16 protein-coding genes and 1 tRNA gene are annotated in these 18,230 nt (G+C 70.3%); 8 read left to right on the top strand and 9 right to left on the bottom strand.

Features of this window, described 5'->3' with window-relative positions; genetic code table 11:
• Positions 1 to 88 precede the first annotated feature (88 nt).
• Positions 89 to 165: transfer RNA gene (locus ACIG5F_RS05290), tRNA-Leu, on the bottom strand.
• 98 nt (positions 166 to 263) lie between these two features.
• Between ACIG5F_RS05290 and ACIG5F_RS05285 the strand changes: the two genes are divergently transcribed.
• Entirely contained in the window at positions 264 to 485 is a 222-nt protein-coding gene (locus ACIG5F_RS05285; RefSeq protein ID WP_396516121.1) for a DUF3618 domain-containing protein, read from the top strand.
• A gap of 42 nt (positions 486 to 527) precedes the next feature.
• Here the strand turns inward: ACIG5F_RS05285 and ACIG5F_RS05280 are convergent, their stop codons facing one another.
• The 4 genes from ACIG5F_RS05280 to ACIG5F_RS05265 form a co-directional block, all read right to left on the bottom strand.
• The gene (locus tag ACIG5F_RS05280; RefSeq protein WP_396516120.1) at positions 528 to 1,136 is read right to left on the bottom strand and encodes a TetR/AcrR family transcriptional regulator; all 609 of its coding nucleotides are present in this window, start codon (positions 1,134 to 1,136) and stop codon (positions 528 to 530) included.
• Between the two features lie 55 nt (positions 1,137 to 1,191).
• On the bottom strand, positions 1,192 to 1,566 hold the full coding sequence (locus ACIG5F_RS05275; protein WP_396516119.1) for a hypothetical protein: 375 nt from the start codon (positions 1,564 to 1,566) through the stop codon (positions 1,192 to 1,194).
• Positions 1,567 to 1,684: 118 nt separating this feature from the next.
• A complete protein-coding gene (locus ACIG5F_RS05270) occupies positions 1,685 to 3,718 on the bottom strand; it encodes a DHA2 family efflux MFS transporter permease subunit (RefSeq protein ID WP_396516118.1) in 2,034 nt (677 codons plus the stop codon).
• A 113-nt stretch (positions 3,719 to 3,831) separates the two neighbouring features.
• A complete protein-coding gene (locus ACIG5F_RS05265) occupies positions 3,832 to 4,434 on the bottom strand; it encodes a TetR/AcrR family transcriptional regulator (RefSeq protein WP_396516117.1) in 603 nt (200 codons plus the stop codon).
• A 111-nt stretch (positions 4,435 to 4,545) separates the two neighbouring features.
• Between ACIG5F_RS05265 and ACIG5F_RS05260 the strand changes: the two genes are divergently transcribed.
• The 4 genes from ACIG5F_RS05260 (at position 4,546) to ACIG5F_RS05245 (ending at position 9,853) form a co-directional block, all read left to right on the top strand.
• A complete protein-coding gene (locus ACIG5F_RS05260) occupies positions 4,546 to 5,628 on the top strand; it encodes an MFS transporter (protein ID WP_396516116.1) in 1,083 nt (360 codons plus the stop codon).
• Between the two features lie 817 nt (positions 5,629 to 6,445).
• Complete coding sequence (locus tag ACIG5F_RS05255) at positions 6,446 to 7,504, top strand: glycoside hydrolase family 27 protein (RefSeq protein WP_396516115.1); 1,059 nt, start codon at positions 6,446 to 6,448, stop codon at positions 7,502 to 7,504.
• A 155-nt stretch (positions 7,505 to 7,659) separates the two neighbouring features.
• The gene (locus ACIG5F_RS05250; protein ID WP_396516114.1) at positions 7,660 to 8,661 is read left to right on the top strand and encodes an alpha/beta hydrolase; all 1,002 of its coding nucleotides are present in this window, start codon (positions 7,660 to 7,662) and stop codon (positions 8,659 to 8,661) included.
• Between the two features lie 97 nt (positions 8,662 to 8,758).
• A complete protein-coding gene (locus ACIG5F_RS05245; RefSeq protein WP_396516113.1) occupies positions 8,759 to 9,853 on the top strand; it encodes an NADAR domain-containing protein in 1,095 nt (364 codons plus the stop codon).
• A gap of 178 nt (positions 9,854 to 10,031) precedes the next feature.
• On the opposite strand, the gene ACIG5F_RS05240 is transcribed toward ACIG5F_RS05245, so the two are convergent.
• Positions 10,032 to 10,610, bottom strand: coding sequence for a TetR/AcrR family transcriptional regulator (locus ACIG5F_RS05240; RefSeq protein WP_396516382.1), 579 nt, complete (start codon positions 10,608 to 10,610; stop codon positions 10,032 to 10,034).
• Between the two features lie 111 nt (positions 10,611 to 10,721).
• Between ACIG5F_RS05240 and ACIG5F_RS05235 the strand changes: the two genes are divergently transcribed.
• A complete protein-coding gene (locus tag ACIG5F_RS05235; protein ID WP_396516112.1) occupies positions 10,722 to 12,215 on the top strand; it encodes a flavin-containing monooxygenase in 1,494 nt (497 codons plus the stop codon).
• Positions 12,216 to 12,653: 438 nt separating this feature from the next.
• Here ACIG5F_RS05235 and ACIG5F_RS05230 read toward each other — a convergent pair whose 3' ends face one another.
• Positions 12,654 to 13,127 carry a helix-turn-helix domain-containing protein gene (locus ACIG5F_RS05230; protein WP_396516381.1) on the bottom strand — a complete coding sequence of 158 codons (474 nt, stop codon included), beginning with the start codon at positions 13,125 to 13,127 and terminating at the stop codon, positions 12,654 to 12,656.
• Between the two features lie 310 nt (positions 13,128 to 13,437).
• On the opposite strand from ACIG5F_RS05230, the gene tatA reads away from it, so the two are divergent.
• Complete coding sequence (gene tatA, locus ACIG5F_RS05225; RefSeq protein ID WP_396516110.1) at positions 13,438 to 13,701, top strand: Sec-independent protein translocase subunit TatA; 264 nt, start codon at positions 13,438 to 13,440, stop codon at positions 13,699 to 13,701.
• 37 nt (positions 13,702 to 13,738) lie between these two features.
• On the opposite strand, the gene ACIG5F_RS05220 is transcribed toward tatA, so the two are convergent.
• Positions 13,739 to 15,283 (bottom strand): LCP family protein, encoded by a 1,545-nt coding sequence (locus ACIG5F_RS05220; protein WP_396516108.1) that lies wholly within the window; start codon positions 15,281 to 15,283, stop codon positions 13,739 to 13,741.
• Positions 15,284 to 15,423: 140 nt separating this feature from the next.
• On the bottom strand, positions 15,424 to 16,410 hold the full coding sequence (locus ACIG5F_RS05215) for a hypothetical protein (protein WP_396516107.1): 987 nt from the start codon (positions 16,408 to 16,410) through the stop codon (positions 15,424 to 15,426).
• A gap of 131 nt (positions 16,411 to 16,541) precedes the next feature.
• Between ACIG5F_RS05215 and ACIG5F_RS05210 the strand changes: the two genes are divergently transcribed.
• On the top strand, positions 16,542 to 18,170 hold the full coding sequence (locus ACIG5F_RS05210) for a protease pro-enzyme activation domain-containing protein (RefSeq protein WP_396516106.1): 1,629 nt from the start codon (positions 16,542 to 16,544) through the stop codon (positions 18,168 to 18,170).
• Positions 18,171 to 18,230 lie beyond the last annotated feature (60 nt).

Here is an 18,230-nt window from a genome sequence, read left to right as displayed (position 1 = left end):
TACATCACACCCGTCGCAACTCTCCGTAAACAAAGCGCCACGCATCGTGACATTTCCTGTTCGGTGCGTGGTGTGAATGATAACTACGTGGTAGGGCCGGTCGGACTCGAACCGACACTGGCACGGACCTAAACCGTGTGCCTCTGCCAATTGGGCTACGGCCCCCTGCTGGTAAGCCTAGCGGGCTCCCTCCGGCGGGCCCCAGGAGCGGGGCCTAACGTGGTCAACTACGGTGGTTGTGGCACGCACGGCGAGGAGGACATGTGGCTCGCGATCCTGACACCATTCAGCGCGAGATCGAGCAGGCGCGGGACGCGCTGGCCGCCACCCTGGACGAGTTGGCCGTGAAGGCCAATCCGAAGCAGTACGTGGACCAGGGCAAGGACGCGGTCCGGGCCCGGCTGTCCGATCCGCGGGTGAAGTACGCGTTGATCGGCGTCGGGGTGCTGGTCGGCGTCTTGGTGGTGCGCAGGCTGTTCCGCTGATCTGAGGACGAGACCCCCGCCGAGAGCGGGGGTCTCGTGTGTTCAGGGTCTCAGCAGGGGGAGCAGGACCTGGTCGACGAGCCGGTCGACGAAGGTGGTGTCGAGCGGGTCGCCGGTGAGCATGAGCCGGTAGGTGAGGGCGGCGCCGGCGAGTTCGACGGCCATGCCGCGGGGGGCGTCGAGCCGGACTTCGCCGCGGGCCGTGCCGCGGTCGAGGATGCCGCGGAGCACGTCGCGTTGGGCGACGAGGAAGGTTTCGCGGAACGCGGTGGCGAGTTCGGGTTCGTGGGGGAGTTCGCCGACCAGCGCCTGGGCGGCTTTGCCGGTGGGGCCGGACAGGAACGCGGCGAAGGCGCTGAGGAATTCCCGGAGGTCGCCGGGCAGCGATCCGGTGTCGGGTTCGGGGATGTTCTGGTGCACGAGCTGGTTGACGGTGTCGATGACCAGGTCGAGTTTGGATTCCCAGCGCCGGTAGATGGTGGCTTTGCCGGCGCGGGCCTTGGCCGCGACGGCGTCCATGGTCAGGGCCCGGTAGCCGACTTCGGCCATGACTTCCAGCGCGGCGCGGCGCAGGGCCTCGTCGCGGGTGGAGTCTCTCGGCCGGCCGCGGGCGGCCGCGTTTGCCTGCTCCGCGTACGAGGTTGTGGCCAAGACCAAGCCTCCCGATCCGGCTATGGGTCGCCTTTCGGGATCATCCTAGGTGCTTTCAGCCGGTCGGGTGGTTGGAGTTGCCGTCCTCGGTGGTGTCGTCGGCGAGTTCGGACAGGTCCATCTCCTGGGTGTTCTCGCCGAGGGTGGGCGGCGGGGCGACGGGCGGCGGCGTGGGTGTGGTGCTCAGGCCGTGCCGGGCGTGCAGGTAGGCCGTGGTGAAGGCGAACGCGTCTCCTTCGAGCAGGTGCACGACGGTGGGTTTGCGGTCGCTGCCGGGGCCGGTCAGTTTTTCGACCATCTGGTCGGCCCGGTCGCGGGCGGCGATCAGGCCGGGGGCCTGTTCGGTCAGCACGGTGCCGCCGGATTCGACGTTGACGGTCCAGTCCTCGCCTTGAGGCTGGTAGTTCACCAGTATCGGTGTGGCGCCCATCGTTGATCACCCTCCCCGTTGCGTCGCGGCCTCCCCTGGCCGACGGGGCCGCCCAGGTGAGACGCGGCCCCGTCAGACGCATGACGACGTTACACCGATTGGGTGACCGCCATCCGCGTTACACCACAGCATGCCGCCCTTGTCGCTGCTCGTCTCCTGCCTGTTCGATCATTCGCATGGCCACCCGGTCGATGGCCTCGCTCAGGTCGGTCCGGCTCTCCGGCCGCCAGTCCGACAGCCGTTCGACCAGCCAGCCCCGCCAGGCCTTGGCCAGCCGGTCGAACTCCTCGTGTCCGCGTTCGGTCAGGTTCAGCTCGTCGCCGTCCCGTTCCAGGTAGCCGGCGTACTCGAGGGCCACGAAGGCCGGTTCGATCACCTTGCCGGGCAGCCGGTGCTTCTCGGCGATCGCCTCGACCGTCGCCGGCCGGTGCAGCTTGTGCAGGACCTTGACGCGCTTGAGGCACCACACGCCGCCTTCGTCCAGGCTGGAGCCGGCGCGGCTGAGGATGGCCGGCGCGGCCTTGTGGCGTTCCCGGAACATCAGGGTGGCGATCTGCCGTTCCAGCTCCTGGTCGGAGTCCCGGGAATCCGGCATCGCGAAGCCTTCGCCGAGCTCCGGCGCGCTGGCCCGGGAGGTGTCCCGCAGCGGCACCTCCTTGAGGAAGAACGAGACCAACAGCGCCAGCACGCCGACCGGCACGGCGTAGAGGAACACCGTGTGCAGCGAGTCGGAGTAGGCCTGCACGATCGGGCGTGAGATCGCGTCGGGCAGGGCGTGCAGCAGAGCCGGCACGGCTGTCACGTGTGGATCGACGCCTTGGGGCAGCGGGTTGCGGGCCAGCGTGGTCCCCAGGTTGGTGGCGAGCTGGCTGGAGTAGATCGAGCCGAAGATGGCCGCGCCGAACGAGCTGCCGATGGAGCGCAGGAACGTCACGCCCGAGGTGGCCACGCCCAGGTCGGCGTAGTCGACGGTGTTCTGCACGGCGATGGTCAGCACCTGCATGGCCAGGCCGATGCCGACGCCGAGCACCAGCATGTAGAGCGAGGACAGCACGAGCCCGGTGTCCGGGTTGAGCAGCGAGAGCAGGTACAGGCCGGCGGTGATGCCGATGCTGCCGAGGATCGGGAAGATCTTGTACCGGCCGGTCTTGCTGACGATGTTGCCGGACAGGATGGACGACACCAGCAGGCCGATCACCATCGGCAGCAGCCGGATGCCGGAGGTGGTGGCGTCGGTGCCCTGCACGTACTGCATGTACGTCGGCAGGAACGACAGCGCGCCGAGCATGGCGAAGCCGACGATGAAGCTGAGGATGCCCGACACCGTGAACACCGGGTTGCGGAACAGCCGCATCGGCAGCATCGGCTCCTTGGCCCGCAGTTCGACCAGGACGAACAGCCCGAGCAGCAGCACCGAGCCGACCGACATCCAGATGATCTCCGGCGAGTTCCACGCGTAGGTGGTGCCGCCCCAGCTGGTGACCAGGGTCAGCCCGGTCACGGCCAGGCCGATCAGCAGGATGCCCAGGTAGTCGACGACCGGCTTGAGCGCGGACTTGACCGAGGGCATGGCCGCCGCCGCGACGACCAGCACCACCACGACCAGCGGGATGTTGACGTAGAAGGCCCAGCGCCAGGACAGGTGGTCGACGAACAGGCCGCCGAGCATCGGGCCGGCCACCGTGACCACGCCGAAGACCGAGCCGAGGATGCCCTGGTACTTGCCGCGTTCGCGCAGCGGGATGAAGTCGGCGATCAGGGCGGTGGCGGTGACCATCAGGCCGCCGCCGCCGATGCCCTGCACCGCGCGCCAGATGATCAGCCAGGTCATGGAGTCGGCGAAGCCGGAGAAGAACGAGCCGACGCCGAAGATCACCACCGACAGCTGGAACATGCGTTTGCGGCCGAACAGGTCGCCGAACTTGCCGACGATCACCGTCATGATCGTCTCGGCCAGCAGGTAGGCGGTGACCACCCAGGACAGGTGGCCGGCCCCGCCCAGGTCGCCGACGATCGTGGGCAGCGCGGTGCCCACGATGGTCTGGTCCAGCGCCGCCAGCAGCACGCCGAGCAGCACGACACCGAAGATCGCGTTCGTCCGGCCGCGGCTGACGTTCGCGGTGTCCGGCTCGACAGCGGTGGTGGCAGCCATCCAGGCCCCCTCGTCCCGAGTTGGTTCCGACTTCACCGCACCGCGCGGTCCGCCGCAGCGGACATCACCCGGAGAGGTGAGATCCCGGGTCGATCGTACAGAACAGTTCTGTTCTATTCGTTGTGATCCCCGTGACCCAGCAGCGGCGCGAGCAGGCCGTCCACGATCCGGTCGACCAGCTCCTCGGTCAGCGGCATGTCCCGGAACAGCAGGAAGTTGATGGCCAGCGACATCGGCAGCTCGGCCAGCAGCTCCAGGTCAACCCCGGGCGGCAGCTCGCCGCGGGCCGAGGCCGCGGCCAGCACCTCGGCCATCGGATTGGTGCCGCCCTGCTTCAGCTGCTCGGTCATCAGCCGGGCCAGCTCGGGATCCCGCCGGCTGCCCTCCAGCAGCGCCAGGACCAGCCCGCGGCGGTCGCCCAGCACGTCCACCCGCAGCCACAGCTTGAGCAGCTCGCGCACGTCACCGAGGTACGACCCGGTGTCGGGCGCCTCGACCTCGATCCGGTTGGCGTTCAGCGCCGCCACCAGCAGATGCGCCTTGGACGGCCAGCGCTGATAGAGGCTGCCCTTGCTGACGTGCGCCCGTTGCGCGACCAGGTCCATGTTGAACCGCTCGTAGCCGACCTCGGAGACCGCGTTGAGGGCCGCGGTCTGCACCTCCGCGAGGCGTTCCGGCGTGTCGAGGGGGACGCGTCTGCGCGACGGGGACGACATTCCGGGGACCCTACTTCGACGCCGCCGGTCCACGCCGGGTCAGGGGCGGTCCGTTCGGCGTAGCGTGGGCGTCACCCGAACAGTTCAATTGCCCTGGTGGAGCGAAATCGTATGTCGGACCGTCCGATCCGCCGCGTCGCGGCCGCGCTGCGCGGATTCTCGGTCGGTTCCTGTGTGTTCGCGGTCGCCGGTGTCGTCCCGTCCCTGACCATAGAACTTGACGTTTCCGACGCCGAGGCGGCGCAGCTGGTCACCGTTTTCGGATTGGCCTGCGCGATCGCGCTGCCCTTTGTCGGGCGGATCGATCCTCGTCGGCTTCCGCTCATCGGCCTGGCCGTTCTGGCCGTCGGAAACGGATTGTCGGCAATCGTCGGTGATGTCGTTCTCCTGCTCGCCGTGAGAGTCGTGTCGGGTTTCGGCGCGGCCTGTGTCGTGCGGGCCGGCGGCCGGGGCATGGCCGGTGGGATGGCGGCTGGGGCCGCGCTCGGCGCGCCGCTGGCGGCCCTGGTCGCCGACCAGGCCGGCTACCGGTCGGTGTTCGTGCTGCTGGCCGTGCTGGCGGCCATCGGGGCGGCCGACGCGCTACTCGGCGTGCCGGTGGCCACGATCGATCGACACCCGATCGGTGATCCACGGGTGGTGCTCGCCGCCGGCCTGAAGGTGATCTTGCGGGTAGCCGGGTTGGCCGTGTTCACCCTGCTCGCGACGGTGCTGGCGGCGGGTTCGGGCCTGCACGGTGCGGTCGTCGCCCCGCTGCTGCTGGCCTTCGGGCTGGGTGTGGCGGTCGGCGCGCTGGCGGGGCGGGGGAGTGGTGCGAAGGCGGCCTTGATGGCGTCCACCGCACTCTTTGCCGCCTTCGCGGCGGCGCTGTCGCAGGTGCACGGCTCCGCGGTCGGCGCGGCCGTGGTGCTGGGGATCTGGGGCGTGGCCGGCGGGGTGGCGGACGCCGCGACGAGCCGGCTGATCGCCGATCCGGTGCTCGACGGGACGGCTGGCTGGCTCGGCGTCGGCCTGTCCGGCATGGTCGGCGGGGCGGTGCTCGGCGCCGCAGGGCCGGAGGCGTTGCCGCAGGTCGCGGCGGCATTGGCGGTGGTCGTGCTGGTGACGGCGGCGGTGGGGTTGGCGTCGAACTCCCGGCGAGAGGGCCACCGTGGCCCTGGGGCCCTCTCCACCGGAAGTCAGGACGCGCGGTGATCTGCCGGCGCCGGCTCAGCGGTCGGGAAAAACCGCCGCCCGGCGTGCGGTGGAGCGCATCCGTCTGTGACCGCCGTCGCGGTCATGGGTCGGTGGCTCCGTCAGACGCGGGTCCAGGACTTCTGTCATAGCACCTCCTGTGTTCGGTTCCCGGCCGGCATGGCTGGGCTGATGCGCGGGTTGCCCCGCGTCGCGCAGATGACACATTCGTCACCCGAGAAGGGGAAGGGTGGGGAAACCGGAAAGGCGCCCGGCGGTCCCGATCGGGAGATCGACGTGGTCGATGTCCGGCTGACCAGGTCGCATGGCGGGCGTCACCCTTTCGTGTAAGCACGGGCGCGGAGACGGATCCGCGCCGGACCCATTGAGCCACCAGATGGCGGTGTCCTCAATACTCCATTTCGTTAAGGGACTACTAACTCAAAGGTGTAGTAGCGCCGGGTTTGACCACGATGTGAACACGGAGCGTCACCGTGCGCGCTCACGGCTTCACCCGTCCGGTCGGTTGGCCTGGACCCGTGATAACTACTGGCACGTAGGCCGACCGGACCAGCCGACGCTCCGATGTCCGCCGGCGAAAGGAGGCATATGGCCAGAAGATCCTTGTGCTCGCGGTCTGGACCTCCTACGTTCTGACCCGCTCGCCGTCGCCGCCGCGCACGTGTCCGAAGCCGACAAGCTGGAGGAACGAACGTGCGCAGGACTGTGCTGACCGCGCTGGCCGCGGTCGCGGCGCTGATCGCTTCGGGGGTGCTGGGGACGACCGCCGCCACCCCCGGCGCTGGCCCTGGACAACGGGCTGGCCCGAACCCCGCAGATGGGCTTCAACAACTGGAACCTCACCCAGTGCGGCGCCCAGTTCAACGAGGCCTTCGTCGAGGGCATCGCCGACACCCTGGTGTCCACGGGGCTCAAGGACGCCGGCTACCAGTACGTGAACCTGGACGACTGCTGGGCCCAGTCGAGCCGGGACGGCAAGGGCAACCTGGTGCCGGACAAGACCCGTTTCCCACACGGCATCAAGGCCGTCGCCGACTACGTGCACGCCAAGGGCCTGAAGTTCGGGCTCTACACCAGCGCCGGCACCAAGACGTGCAACAAGGCCGGCTTCCCCGGCGCGCTGGGGCACGAGAAGCAGGACGCCGCGCTGTGGGCGTCGTGGGGCGTGGACTACCTCAAGTACGACAACTGCAACAACCAGGGCCAGGACGCCAAGAAGCGGTACACCGCGATGCGTGACGCATTGGCCGCCACCGGCCGGCCGATCCTGTACTCGATCTGCGAGTGGGGCCAGAACCAGCCGTGGACCTGGGCCGCGCCGGTCGGCAACTCCTGGCGCACCACCGGCGACATCAACGACTCCTACGCGAAGATGCTGTCCATCTACAAGGCCGACATCAAGCTGGGCAAGTACGCCGGGCCGGGCCACTGGAACGACCCCGACATGCTCGAGGTCGGCAACGGCAAGATGACCGACACCGAGTACCGCAGCCACTTCACCCTGTGGGCCATGATGGCCGCGCCGCTGCTGATCGGCTCGGACATCCGCAAGGCCTCCGCGGCCACGCTGACGATCCTGCGCAACGCCGACGTGATCGCGCTGGACCAGGACGCCAAAGGCGTGCAGGGCAACGAGATCTCGTCCGCCGACGGCCTGCACGTGATCCGCAAGCCGCTGGCCGACGGCGACACCGCCGTCGCCCTGTTCAACGAGACCGGCTCGACCGCCAAGATCTCCACCACGCTGTCGGCGATCGGCGTCTCCTCGGGCACGCACACCCTGACCGACCTGTGGTCCAAGGCCAAGTCCACCACCTCGGGCCCGATCAGCGCCTCCGTGCCGGCCCACGGCACGGTCGTCTACCGGGTCCACTGACCCGCGCTTGACATCACCGAAGGGCGTGCTCCTGGCGGCGAAACCCCAGGAGCACGCACCTTTTCCGGTCCCGGCACTCGGCCAACCCGGTGTCCTTCTGTCCGTCCCGGGACAGGATCGCCTTGACTGCCAGGAACGTGTGCCACTGTGTGCCCATGCGAACACGTGCGGTGATCTGGCGCCTCCTGGTCGGGGTGGCGCTGGTGGTGGCCGGCCTGGTGGCCGGCTCGGTCGCCTCGATCGCGGGGGCGGCGCAGCAGGTGACGGCCGACGACGGAGCGACCGTGGTGAGCCAGACCTTGGTCGCCCCAAGGACTCTCGACCTGACGATCCAGTCGCCGGCGCTCGGCCGCACCGCACAGGGCCGAATTGCTAGGGCCCGGCTGTTACTGCCGCCGGACTGGGATTCCCGGCCCGGCGCCCGTTGGCCGGTGCTCTATCTCCTGCACGGCTGCTGCGACGACTACACGTCGTGGACCCGTCAGACCGACGTGGCCGCGCTGACCGCCGGCGCCGACGTGCTGGTGGCGATGCCGGAAGCCGGGCCCGACGGCTACTACTCGAACTGGCTGAGCGGCCCGGCCTGGGAGACGTTCCACACCGTCGAACTCCGGCAGCTGCTGGAGCGCGGCTACCGGGCCGGGACGCGCCGGGCGATCGCCGGACTGTCCATGGGTGGGCTCGGCGCGTTCGACTACTCGGCCCGGCATCCCGGCATGTTCCAGGCCGCCGCCTCCTACAGCGGCGCGCTGGACACCACGCTGTCGCAGGAGGCCATCACCCAGGTCACCTCGGTGGTGACCAGCAACGGCCACGACCCGAACAACCTCTGGGGCGATCCGACCAGGCAGCCGTTGGTCTGGGCCGCGCACAACCCGGTCGACCTGGCCTGGGCGCTGCGTGGCACCAGGTTGTTCGTGGCCTCCGGCAACGGCCAGCCCGGCCCGCTGGACCCACCCGGGACCGGGTTCAACGAGAGCGAGGCGCTGCACGGCGCGGAGACGTCCGCGCTGGTCGACCGGTTGCGGCTGCTGCACATTCCGGCGACGCTCGACCTGTACGGGCCCGGCACCCACTCCTGGCCGTACTGGCAGCGCGAGCTGCACGTGTCCTTCCCGATGCTGATGGCCGCGATCGGGGTGACGCCCATGACCTGATGCCCGCCGATCCGCCGTCCGATGTGGACGATGGGCCGAGTTCGGCAAATGCGGGAGACCGGGCCCACCGGTTGCTGGTAGGACAAGAAAGGTGGTGATGCGCAGCGTCGAGGACCTGGTCCGCGCCGAGGCCGCGGGCCGGCGGCTGAAGTACGTCTACTTCTGGGGGCACGAGCCCCGCCGCGACGGTCGCGTCGGCGCCTCCTGCCTGAGCCAGTGGTGGCCGGCCGAGTTCACCGTCGACGGGCTGGTCTTTCCCACCGCCGAGCATTTCATGATGCACCGCAAGGCCTTGCTGTTCGGCGACGGGGAGACCGCCGCGCGGATCCTGCGGGCCCGGCACCCCAACGAGGCCAAGAACCTGGGCCGCGAGGTGCGGGGCTACGACGAGGAAGTGTGGGCCGCCAACCGGTTCGACGTGGTCGTCGCCGGCAACCTGGCCAAGTTCGGGCAGCAGGCCCTGCTGGGCCGGTACCTGCTCGGCACCAGCGACCGGGTGCTGGTCGAGGCCTCGCCGCTGGACCGGATCTGGGGCATCGGCCTGACCGCCGACGACGAGCGGGCCGCCCGCCCGGGCACGTGGCTCGGCGCCAACCTGCTCGGCTTCGTGCTGATGGCCGTGCGGGAGCAGCTCGCCGGCGGCAGCCTCATCGGCGGCCGGGAGAAGCGGGCCATCACCATCGTCGACTACGACCCGGCCTGGCCCGCCCGCTTCCGCGCCGAACGCGACCGCATCCGGGATGCCTTGGGGGACAAGGCCGTCCGCATCGACCACGTCGGCTCCACCGCCGTGCCCGGCCTCGCCGCCAAGCCCATCGTCGACATCCAGGTCAGCGTCGCCGACGCCAACAGGGAGGACACCTACCTGCCCCAACTCGAAGCCGCGGGCTATCACCTCCGGGTGCGCCAGCCCGACCACCGCATGGTCCGCACCGAGCAGCTCGACGTGCACGTGCACATCTGCCCGACCGGCGGGGCCTGGGAACGCGACCACCTGCTGTTCGGGGACTGGCTCCGGGCCACCCCGGCCGACCGGGTCGCCTACGAGCAGCTCAAGCGGGAGCTCGCCACCCGCGAGTGGTTCGACATGAACGAGTACGCCGAGGCCAAGGGCGACCTCATCGACCAGATCCTCGGCCGTGCCCGCCAGTGGGCCGCCCGCACCGGCTGGTCGGTGGACCGCCCACGCTGACGCTCGCCGCGCGGTGAAGCCGATGCCCGCGGCCTGGCGCCCAGAGGCCGCCAGTGCCGGTGGGGACTGATGGCTGCGGGCCGACAAGGCCTGCGGGCCTCGTGTCGGGCACCGGCGACGCCCGCGGGCGTCGTGTTGTGCCGCCGGGTCGGTCGTCGGCGGGCGTGGTGCTGCCCGGTCAGTCGCCGGCGCGGGACGAGAGGCCGGTCCAGACCGCGGTCATGAGCAGGTCGGTGGCGCGCTCCGGGGTGACCTCGGGGCGGCGCTCGCACCATTGGGCCAGGCGTTCGCACGAGCCGACCAGGATCTCGGCGGCGGCCTCCAGCTCGATGGGGTCGGCGCCGGGCAGGGACAGGGCCATCCAGCCGATCATGAGGTCGGTCTGCTGGCGTCGGATCGCCTCGATCTCCTCGACGGCCGACGGCACGGTGACGGCCGCCTCGTGGCGGAGCAGGCCGTAGGACTGCCGGCGCTCGTCGATGAAGCGGAAGAAGGCCAGCAGGCCGAGGCGGAGCATGGCCTCGGGGCTGTCGGCGCCGATGACGGCCTGCTCGGTGGCCTCCCGTAGCTCGGTGCGGGCCTTGTCGATGCAGCCGACGAGCAGGCCCTCCTTGGAGCCGAAGTACTCGTACAGCATGGGCTTGGACACCCCGACCCGCTCGGCGATCTCGTCCATGGAGGCGGCCACGTAGCCCCGTTCGGCGAAGACCTCCTCGGCCACCGCCAGCATCTGGGCCTTGCGGGCCGCCCGGGGCATCCGCCTGCGTCGGCCGGTGTCGGCTGCGCTCGTCACGGGAGTGAGTCTACCCAAGGTAACCTACTCGTAGTAACCTACTTGCGGGTAAAGGCCGACGGAGGGATTCGGGACATGGGCGGGCAGGACACCAGCGTCGTCATCATCGGCACCGGGTTCTCCGGGCTCGGCATGGCCATCCAGCTCAAGCAGGCCGGCCGGCACGACTTCGTCATCCTGGAGAAGGCCGAGGACGTCGGCGGCACCTGGCGGGACAACACCTACCCGGGCTGCGCCTGCGACATCCCGTCGCACCTGTACTCCTTCTCGTACGAGCAGAACCCCGAGTGGAGCCGCCTGTACGCCGGCCAGCGGGAGATCTGGGACTACCTGCGGATCGTGGCCGACAAGCACCGGCTGCGCGAGCACATCCGGTTCGGCGTCAAGGTCGTCGGCGCGTCGTTCGACGACGACACCAAGCTCTGGACCGTGCGGACGGAGTCCGGCGACACCTACACCGCCGGGGCCGTCGTGGCCGGCATCGGGGCGCTGCACATCCCCTCCATTCCCGATCTGCCCGGCATGGAGCGGTTCAAGGGCGAGAGCTTCCATTCCGCGCAGTGGAACCACGACTACGACCTGACCGGCAAGCGCGTCGCCGTGATCGGCACCGGGGCCAGCGCCATCCAGTTCGTGCCGGAGATCGCCAAGCAGGCCGAGCGCATCACGGTCTTCCAGCGCACGCCGGCGTGGGTGATGCCCAAGGGCGACCGGCCCGTCAGCAAGATCGAGAAGACCCTCTTCCGCAACCTGCCGCTCACCCAGTGGCTGCGGCGGACCGCCCTGTTCTGGGCGCTGGACGCTCGGGCGCTGGCCTTCACGTTCAGCCCGAAGCTGATGGCCTTCGCCTCCCAGCCCGTGCGCAAGCAGATCAAGCAGCAGGTGCACGACCCGGAGTTGCAGCGCAAGCTGACGCCCGACTACACCATGGGCTGCAAGCGGGTGCTGATCTCCAACGACTACTACGCCACCTTCAACCGCCCCAACGTCGAACTGGTCACCGACGGCATCACCGAGGTCCGGGAGCACTCGGTCGTCACCGCCGACGGCGTCGAGCACGAGGTCGACGCCATCATCTTCGGCACCGGCTTCCACGTCACCGACGCCTTCGACTACCTCGACATCAAGGGCCGCAACGGTGTCGACCTGACCAGCCAGTGGCAGGAGAAGGGGCTGGAAACCTACCTCGGCATCGGCGTCTCCGGCTTCCCCAACCTGTTCTTCCTGCTCGGGCCCAACACCGGTCTCGGCCACAACTCCGTGGTGCTCATGATCGAGGCCCAGAGCCGCTACGTCCTGGAGTGCCTCCAGCTGCTCGACTCCCATCGCGCCGCCGCCATGGACGTGCGGCCCGTCCCCCAGCGCAAGTTCAACCTGGAGATCCAGCGCAAGCTGCGCAAGGGCGTCTGGAGCGTCGGCGGCTGCAAGAGCTGGTACCTCGACTCGGCCGGCGTCAACCGCACCGTGTGGCCGGGCTTCGTCTGGCAGTACAAGGTCCGCACGCGCAAGGTCGAGCTCGCCGACTACGAGCTGCTGACCGCCACCCGCACCCCGACTCCGGTCGGCTGACGGGGACGCGAGGAGCCGGGAGACGAGTTTCGGGGTGTTCGGTCTCCCACGAAGCCGGCCGCGGTGGGGTCCGCGGCCGGCTTCTCGCGTGGTGGGACACGCGGTTCCCTGACCGGCGAAGGGGTGTCGGTCAGGGAAGTCCTGGTGGCACCTGCGCGTCGTGCTTGCCTCTCCCCGTCACGTGCGGACCGCATGTGACGAACGGGGTGGCGGGGGAGGGGCGCGGTGTGCCGGGGCCGGCATCGAGGTGGCGCCGGGTGGGGCGGTGGAGCCAGACGTCCGGTGGAGCCAGGCCTGTGGTGGAGCCAGGCGTCCGGTGGAGCCAGGTCGGGTGCCGGGGTGCGACATCCTGGGGTGGTGCTTGGTGGTGCTCGCCGGGGCGTGGCCGCTGGGAGCACCGGGTGGTGGCCGGTCGCCGGGGAGAGGGCGACCGGAGTCTCAGTGGGTCATGAGCTGCCGCAGCCTGGACATCAGGTCCACGGTGTCGACGCCGCAGAGCTCGGCCAGCTGGCGGAGGGCGGGCAGGTCGAGCTGCACCTCGGAGGTGCGGCCGCCGGCGACGCGGAGGCGGTCGCGGGCCCAGCGGCGCAGGGGCAGCAGCTCGGGCTGGCCGTCCTCGACCACGCGGGACAGCTCGAGCCGGATGTGGTCGCCGCCGGGGGTGTCGGTGAAGATCCGGCCGTGCACCCGGGCCAGCAGGTCATGGGGCATGGCGTCGAGGGCCAGGCAGATCTCGGCCAGCCGGACCACCGAGCACTGCCTGGTGCCCAGCTCATAGGTGGCCAGCGTCTGCAGCGAGACCTCGGTCTGCAGCTTCCCCTGCAGCACCTTCCTGGTCCAGCCGCGTTGCTTGCGCAGCTTGCGTAGCTCGTCGCCGAGCACGCGCTGGTATGTCATCGGGTCGATCCGCACGTAGATGAGAGCGCGCACGGGACGGTTCCTTACGCGGTTTCGCGAGAACTTTTCGGACGATGCCGTCACCCGAACGGGCGCAGGGGCTCGGCCAGGACGACCACCGCGAGCAGGAAGCGCACCCACCAGGGCCCGTCGCGGTTCGAGGCGGCGGCGAACCGGGGCGAACCGGGGCGGAGCGGGTGGGCGCGGGGACCTGGGCGCGGGCCGGTGGGATGGCTCGGGGCGAAGGTGGCCGCAGGGCTGCCAGGGGGTGTCCGGCCGGTTGGCGGGCTTGTTCCCGGCCGCGGGTGGGTTAGGCTGGACGGCGATGCCATTCAACTTTTTCACCCCAACGCACCTGGTCATCATCCTGTTGGTGATCGTGGTGCTGTTCGGCGCGAAGAAACTGCCGTCTGCCGCTCGCGGCATCGGCCAGTCGTTGCGGATCTTCAAGGCTGAGATGGGGGCCAAGGACGGCCAGGCGGAGGACACTCCGGCCCAGCCCGCCCCGCCCCAGCAGCTGACGCAGACCCCGCAGCAGCCCAGCGCCACGCAGCACACCACGCAGCAGCAGGGCAACGTCCAGTCCTGAGCCTCGCCGAACCAGCCCCGGCCGCCATCGGCCGGGGCTAGTTGACGCAGGTGACGCCGTCCGCCGTGATCGGCGCGTCGGATGAGGTGGTCGGAGCGGCCCTGAGGGCCGCCCCGGGCAGCGCCCATTTATTGGGGAGCAGCTTGCCACCAGCGGCCCAGCCCTGGGCCCCGGGCCCGCGGTAGTCGCTGCCCAGGTAGACCTCGACGTGGCCGTCGGCCAGGCTGGGTTCCTGGGACACGGTGACGCCGTTGCCCAGGTCCCGCGCCACCTTCTGCGCGTCGGCCTGCGCCTGCGGGCCGGAGCCGTAGGTGACCAGGGTGGAGGACCGCGCGATGGTGTTGCTGGTCTCGCCCTGCCCGTAGCCCTTGGACACCAGTTCGTTCATGGTCCGCGCGGCCAGGCCGTCGACGGTGGTGCCGTTGAAGACGTCCACGGTGATCGCGGGCGGCGCGGGCTTGCTGGTGGTGGCGGTCAGGCCTCGCACGAAGTCCCGCACCTGGAACGGGTCGACCTGCACGGCGTCGCCGTCCTCGGGCGTCTGGTACGAGATGCTCTGCACCGGGATGGTGGTGAACTGGGTGCTGCCGCCGGTCAGGCCGCGCAGCTGCTGGGCGAAGCCGACCAGGTCCCAGCCCTGGTCAAGGACCACGGACTTCTTGATCGCGTCGGCCAGGTCGGCCAGCTTGCCGGGGTCGGCCAGGGTGCCGGCGGAGAGCACCTTCTGGGCCATGCCGGCCATGAACGCCTGCTGCCGGCGGATCCGGTCCAGGTCCCCCTCGGGCAGCCCGTGCCGCTGCCGCACGAACGACAGCGCGGCGGCCCCGGACACGGTCTGCTCGCCGGCCGCGAAGTGCGCGCCGGAGAAGCTGTCGTCCACCGGGTTCTTGAGGCACACCTGCACGCCGCCGATGGCCTGGGTGATGTCGTAGAACCCGGCCAGGTTGATCTGGGCGTAGTGGTCGACGGTGACGCCGGTCAGGTCCTGCACGGTCCGGATCGCGGTCTTGGCCCCCTCCTGGTTGGACTGCACCTCCAGCTGCGTGCCGGACAGGCCCTGCTGCCGCAGGCCGGCCAGCGCGGAGTTCTTGCCCCAGGCGAAGGCCGAGTTGATCTTGTGGGTGCCGTGGCCACCGGCGATGCTCACGAACGAGTCGCGCGGGATGGAGATCGCGGTCGCCCGGCCGCCCCCGTTGGGGATGTGCACCAGGATCATCGTGTCGGTGTTGGACTCGCCGTCGTCGCCGCCGGCGTGCAGCAGGGCCAGCTGGTCGGGCGAGAGCGGATGGCCCTGGGCGTCGGTCCGGCTGTCCATGCCGACCAGCAGGATGTCCTCCGACCCGTCGGCCGGCGACTCGGTGCTGGCGCCCGACTCGATGACGTCGGCGGTGGTCAGCCCGCTGTTGATCTGTTGCAGCTGGGACCAGCCGAACCAGGTCAGCAGCAGCGTCAGCGCCGAGGCGATCGACACCCCGATCTTGACGTTGCGCACGGCGTTGCTCGGCCGGGGCACGGGCCGATACGGCCGACGGTAGGAGCTCCCGTAGCGATACCGGTTGTCCAACACCTGCCCCTTCCGCATGCCGGGCCCGCGCGGCGGTCCCCGTCACCAGGACGTGACATGTCGGGAAAGGTTGCCGATCGGCCCGCATCGGTTCTATACCGGGTCACGCCGATCGGCTACCGCCGACACCCGCCCTGCCCGGCTAACACCCGAAGGTGCTACTCCCAGTCCCACCTCAAGCCGTACAGACCGGCGGGGATGTCGACCAGGGCGACGTGCACGCTGCCGTTGGGCTCGATGCGCTGCTCGGCCTCCTCCCGGCGGCCGCGCCGGCCGGCGGCCTGCTGCTTGGCCTGCGGCTGCCACACGGGATAGCAGCGGGCCGGCACGGCCTGCGGGTGGAACACGACCTGGAGCACGCATTCGCGGGTCGGCTGCCGGAAGCCCAAGGTCAGCTCGGTGGTGCGCACGTTCGGGTTGACGCCGCTGATCTCGTACTCGGCCAGGTAGGTCTCGCCGATGGACAGCTTGCGGTGGAACAGCAGCTCGGCGGCGGTGACGTCCTCCTCGGCGTCGTACACGGTGCGCCCGAGCACGCAGTTGACGCCGGCGGTGAACACCGGGCTGCCGGCCTCGGGGTCGTCGCCGACGTTCATCACCAGCATCCGGTCGGCCCCGTCGGCCCGGGCCCGCAGCACCCGCCGCACGGCCATCCGGTAGCCGCGGCCGTCCTCGTCCAGGTAGAGGTCCTGGTGGTGGCTGAGGGTCTCCAGCCGCTGGTTGGTCTCCGGGTCCAGGGTGTCGGACAGGATCTCCACGGTCCGCTCGCTGTGCCCGAGCTCGGTGTACGGCACGGAGCCGGGCACGTGGTTGGCCCACCGTCCCCGCGGCCGGGCCGGCCCGAGCAGGCTGATCAGCGAGCCGGGCGGCAGGCCGAGCACGGTGTCGAGGCTGCGCACGGTGTCCAGGGAGCTGGCCCGCTCGGGCCGGCTGCGGCCCCGCTGCCAGTAGCTGAGGCTGGCCACGCTGACCTCGTGCCCGCGGGCCTGCAACCGGCGCTGCACGGTCTCCAGACTCAGCCCGCTGGCCGCGATGGCGGCTTGCAACGCCAGGTGGAAGGGCCCTCTGCGCAGTACCTCGCCCAGCTCCTCCTCGTGTTCCGGCGCGGGTCCGAGGTCAAGGGCTGCGGCGAAGGTGCGGGTCACGCGGGTACCTCCAAGCGGCGACGGTCCGTACGCGGATGAGGCGGGTGGTTCCACCCGTTGGTTCAACTGCTCACGTCGGACTGGTCTATTTTAGGGGCGCTGAGTGATCGATACCACTCGAAGGAGTGCAAGTGGCCCTGTCCCGCCGCACCATGGTCGCGATCCTCACCGCAGGTCCGTTGTCGCTGGTCAGCGTGGGCGCACCCGCGCTCGCGCAGCCGACCCCGGCGTTCTCGCCGCTCGTGGCGAGCGTCGTGCCCGGACTCGACCGCGCGGTGAGAACCGGCCCGTTACCCGGCAGCCAGCGCCTGTCCGTGGCCGTCAGCCTGAAGCTGCGCAATCAGTCCGAACTGGACCAACTGCTCGCCGACCAGGCCGCCGGCCGTGCCAAGCACGTTACGCCGCAACAGTTTCGGGATCGTTTCGGTCCGACCCAGTCCGATGTGAACCGGGTCACCGACTACCTGCGCTCGCGCGGCCTGACGGTCACCGGGGTGAGCGCGAACCGGCTCGCGGTGGACGCCACCGGCAGCGCCGACCAGCTGGGCGCCGCCTTCAACACCTCGATGGCCAGCTGGCACGACGCGGGCCTCGGCCGCGACTTCGCCGCCGCCGAGTCCACGCCCAAGGTGCCGACGGCGCTGGCCTCGGTCGTCAGCGGCGTCACCGGCCTGGACGAGCACTACCTGCCCCAGCGGCGCACCGCCGAGGTGTCCGGCCCCAGGGTCGGCAGCGGCCCCGGCGGCGGCTACACGCCGACCGAGCTGCGGTCCGGCTACGGGCTGACCGGGTTCGACACCGGCGCCGGCCAGACCCTGGCCCTGTTCGAGTTCGGCAGGTTCGACCAGGCCAACATCGACACCTACGACCGCCAGTACACCCTGCCGACCACGCCGCCGGTGGTGAAGAACATCGACGGCGGCAACACCGACGCCGGCTCGGCCCAGGCCGAGGTGGAGCTGGACATCGAGGTGGCGCACGCGATCGCGCCGAAGGCCAACCTGGTCGTCTACACCGCGCCCAACACCACCTCGGCCGAGGTGGACATGTGGAACGCGCTGGTCGCCGACAACGTGCCGGTGGTGTCGTCGAGCTGGGGCCTGTGCGAGTACGACCGCAGCCTCGCCTCGATGCAGGCGGTGGACGCGGTGGCCAAGCAGGCGGCGGCGCAGGGCATGACCTTCTTCGCCCCGGCCGGCGACGCCGGCGCCTACGACTGCGAGCGGGACGCCAACACCCAGCACGCGGCCGACCTGGCGGTGGACTTCCCGGGCTCGGACCCGTACGTGACCAGCGTCGGCGGCACCACGCTGACCCTGAACGCGGACGGCACGCGCGCCTCGGAGACGACCTGGAACCAGGGCGGCGGCTGGGCCGGCGGCGGCGGACAGTCGATGGTGTTCGACAAGCCGACCTGGCAGGGCACGGACGGCAAGCGGCAGGTGCCGGACGTGTCGGCGGCGGCGACCGGCGGCGAGTACTCCGTCTACATCCAGGGCGCGTGGGGTCGCAACGGCGGCACCAGCGCGGCGGCCCCGCTGTGGGCGTCCTACCTGACGCTGATCAACCAGCGGGCCGGGGTGCTGGGCAAGCTCACGGTCGGCCAGCTGAATCCGCGGCTGTACGCATTGGGCGGTGCGGCTGTCAACGACGTGACAGTCGGGGACAACCGCTTCTATCAGGCGGCTGCGGGCTACGACATGGCCAGCGGCTGGGGCACCCCCAACGGCATCACGCTGGGTGATGCCCTGCTGGGCTGAGCAAGTCTCATCGTTATACGTCTGTGGCGCACGGCGGAGGCCGTGCGCCACAGACGTTCA

Origin of the sequence: Kutzneria sp. NPDC052558 (genome assembly GCF_044547355.1) — a bacterium.
Lineage (GTDB): Bacteria > Actinomycetota > Actinomycetes > Mycobacteriales > Pseudonocardiaceae > Kutzneria.
This window is presented reverse-complemented; position numbering and strand designations above follow the sequence as displayed.

What these genes read in the sequence shown, in the direction of transcription:
- ACIG5F_RS05220 (WP_396516108.1), bottom strand. Translation starts at nt 15,283, where the DNA reads ATGCGGAAGGGGCAGGTGTTGGACAACCGGTATCGCTACGGGAGCTCC.
- ACIG5F_RS05245 (WP_396516113.1), top strand. Translation starts at nt 8,759, where the DNA reads ATGCGCAGCGTCGAGGACCTGGTCCGCGCCGAGGCCGCGGGCCGGCGG.
- tatA (WP_396516110.1), top strand. Translation starts at nt 13,438, where the DNA reads ATGCCATTCAACTTTTTCACCCCAACGCACCTGGTCATCATCCTGTTG.
- ACIG5F_RS05270 (WP_396516118.1), bottom strand. Translation starts at nt 3,718, where the DNA reads ATGGCTGCCACCACCGCTGTCGAGCCGGACACCGCGAACGTCAGCCGC.
- ACIG5F_RS05265 (WP_396516117.1), bottom strand. Translation starts at nt 4,434, where the DNA reads ATGTCGTCCCCGTCGCGCAGACGCGTCCCCCTCGACACGCCGGAACGC.
- ACIG5F_RS05260 (WP_396516116.1), top strand. Translation starts at nt 4,546, where the DNA reads ATGTCGGACCGTCCGATCCGCCGCGTCGCGGCCGCGCTGCGCGGATTC.
- ACIG5F_RS05255 (WP_396516115.1), top strand. Translation starts at nt 6,446, where the DNA reads ATGGGCTTCAACAACTGGAACCTCACCCAGTGCGGCGCCCAGTTCAAC.
- ACIG5F_RS05240 (WP_396516382.1), bottom strand. Translation starts at nt 10,610, where the DNA reads ATGCCCCGGGCGGCCCGCAAGGCCCAGATGCTGGCGGTGGCCGAGGAG.
- ACIG5F_RS05235 (WP_396516112.1), top strand. Translation starts at nt 10,722, where the DNA reads ATGGGCGGGCAGGACACCAGCGTCGTCATCATCGGCACCGGGTTCTCC.
- ACIG5F_RS05250 (WP_396516114.1), top strand. Translation starts at nt 7,660, where the DNA reads ATGCGAACACGTGCGGTGATCTGGCGCCTCCTGGTCGGGGTGGCGCTG.
- ACIG5F_RS05275 (WP_396516119.1), bottom strand. Translation starts at nt 1,566, where the DNA reads ATGGGCGCCACACCGATACTGGTGAACTACCAGCCTCAAGGCGAGGAC.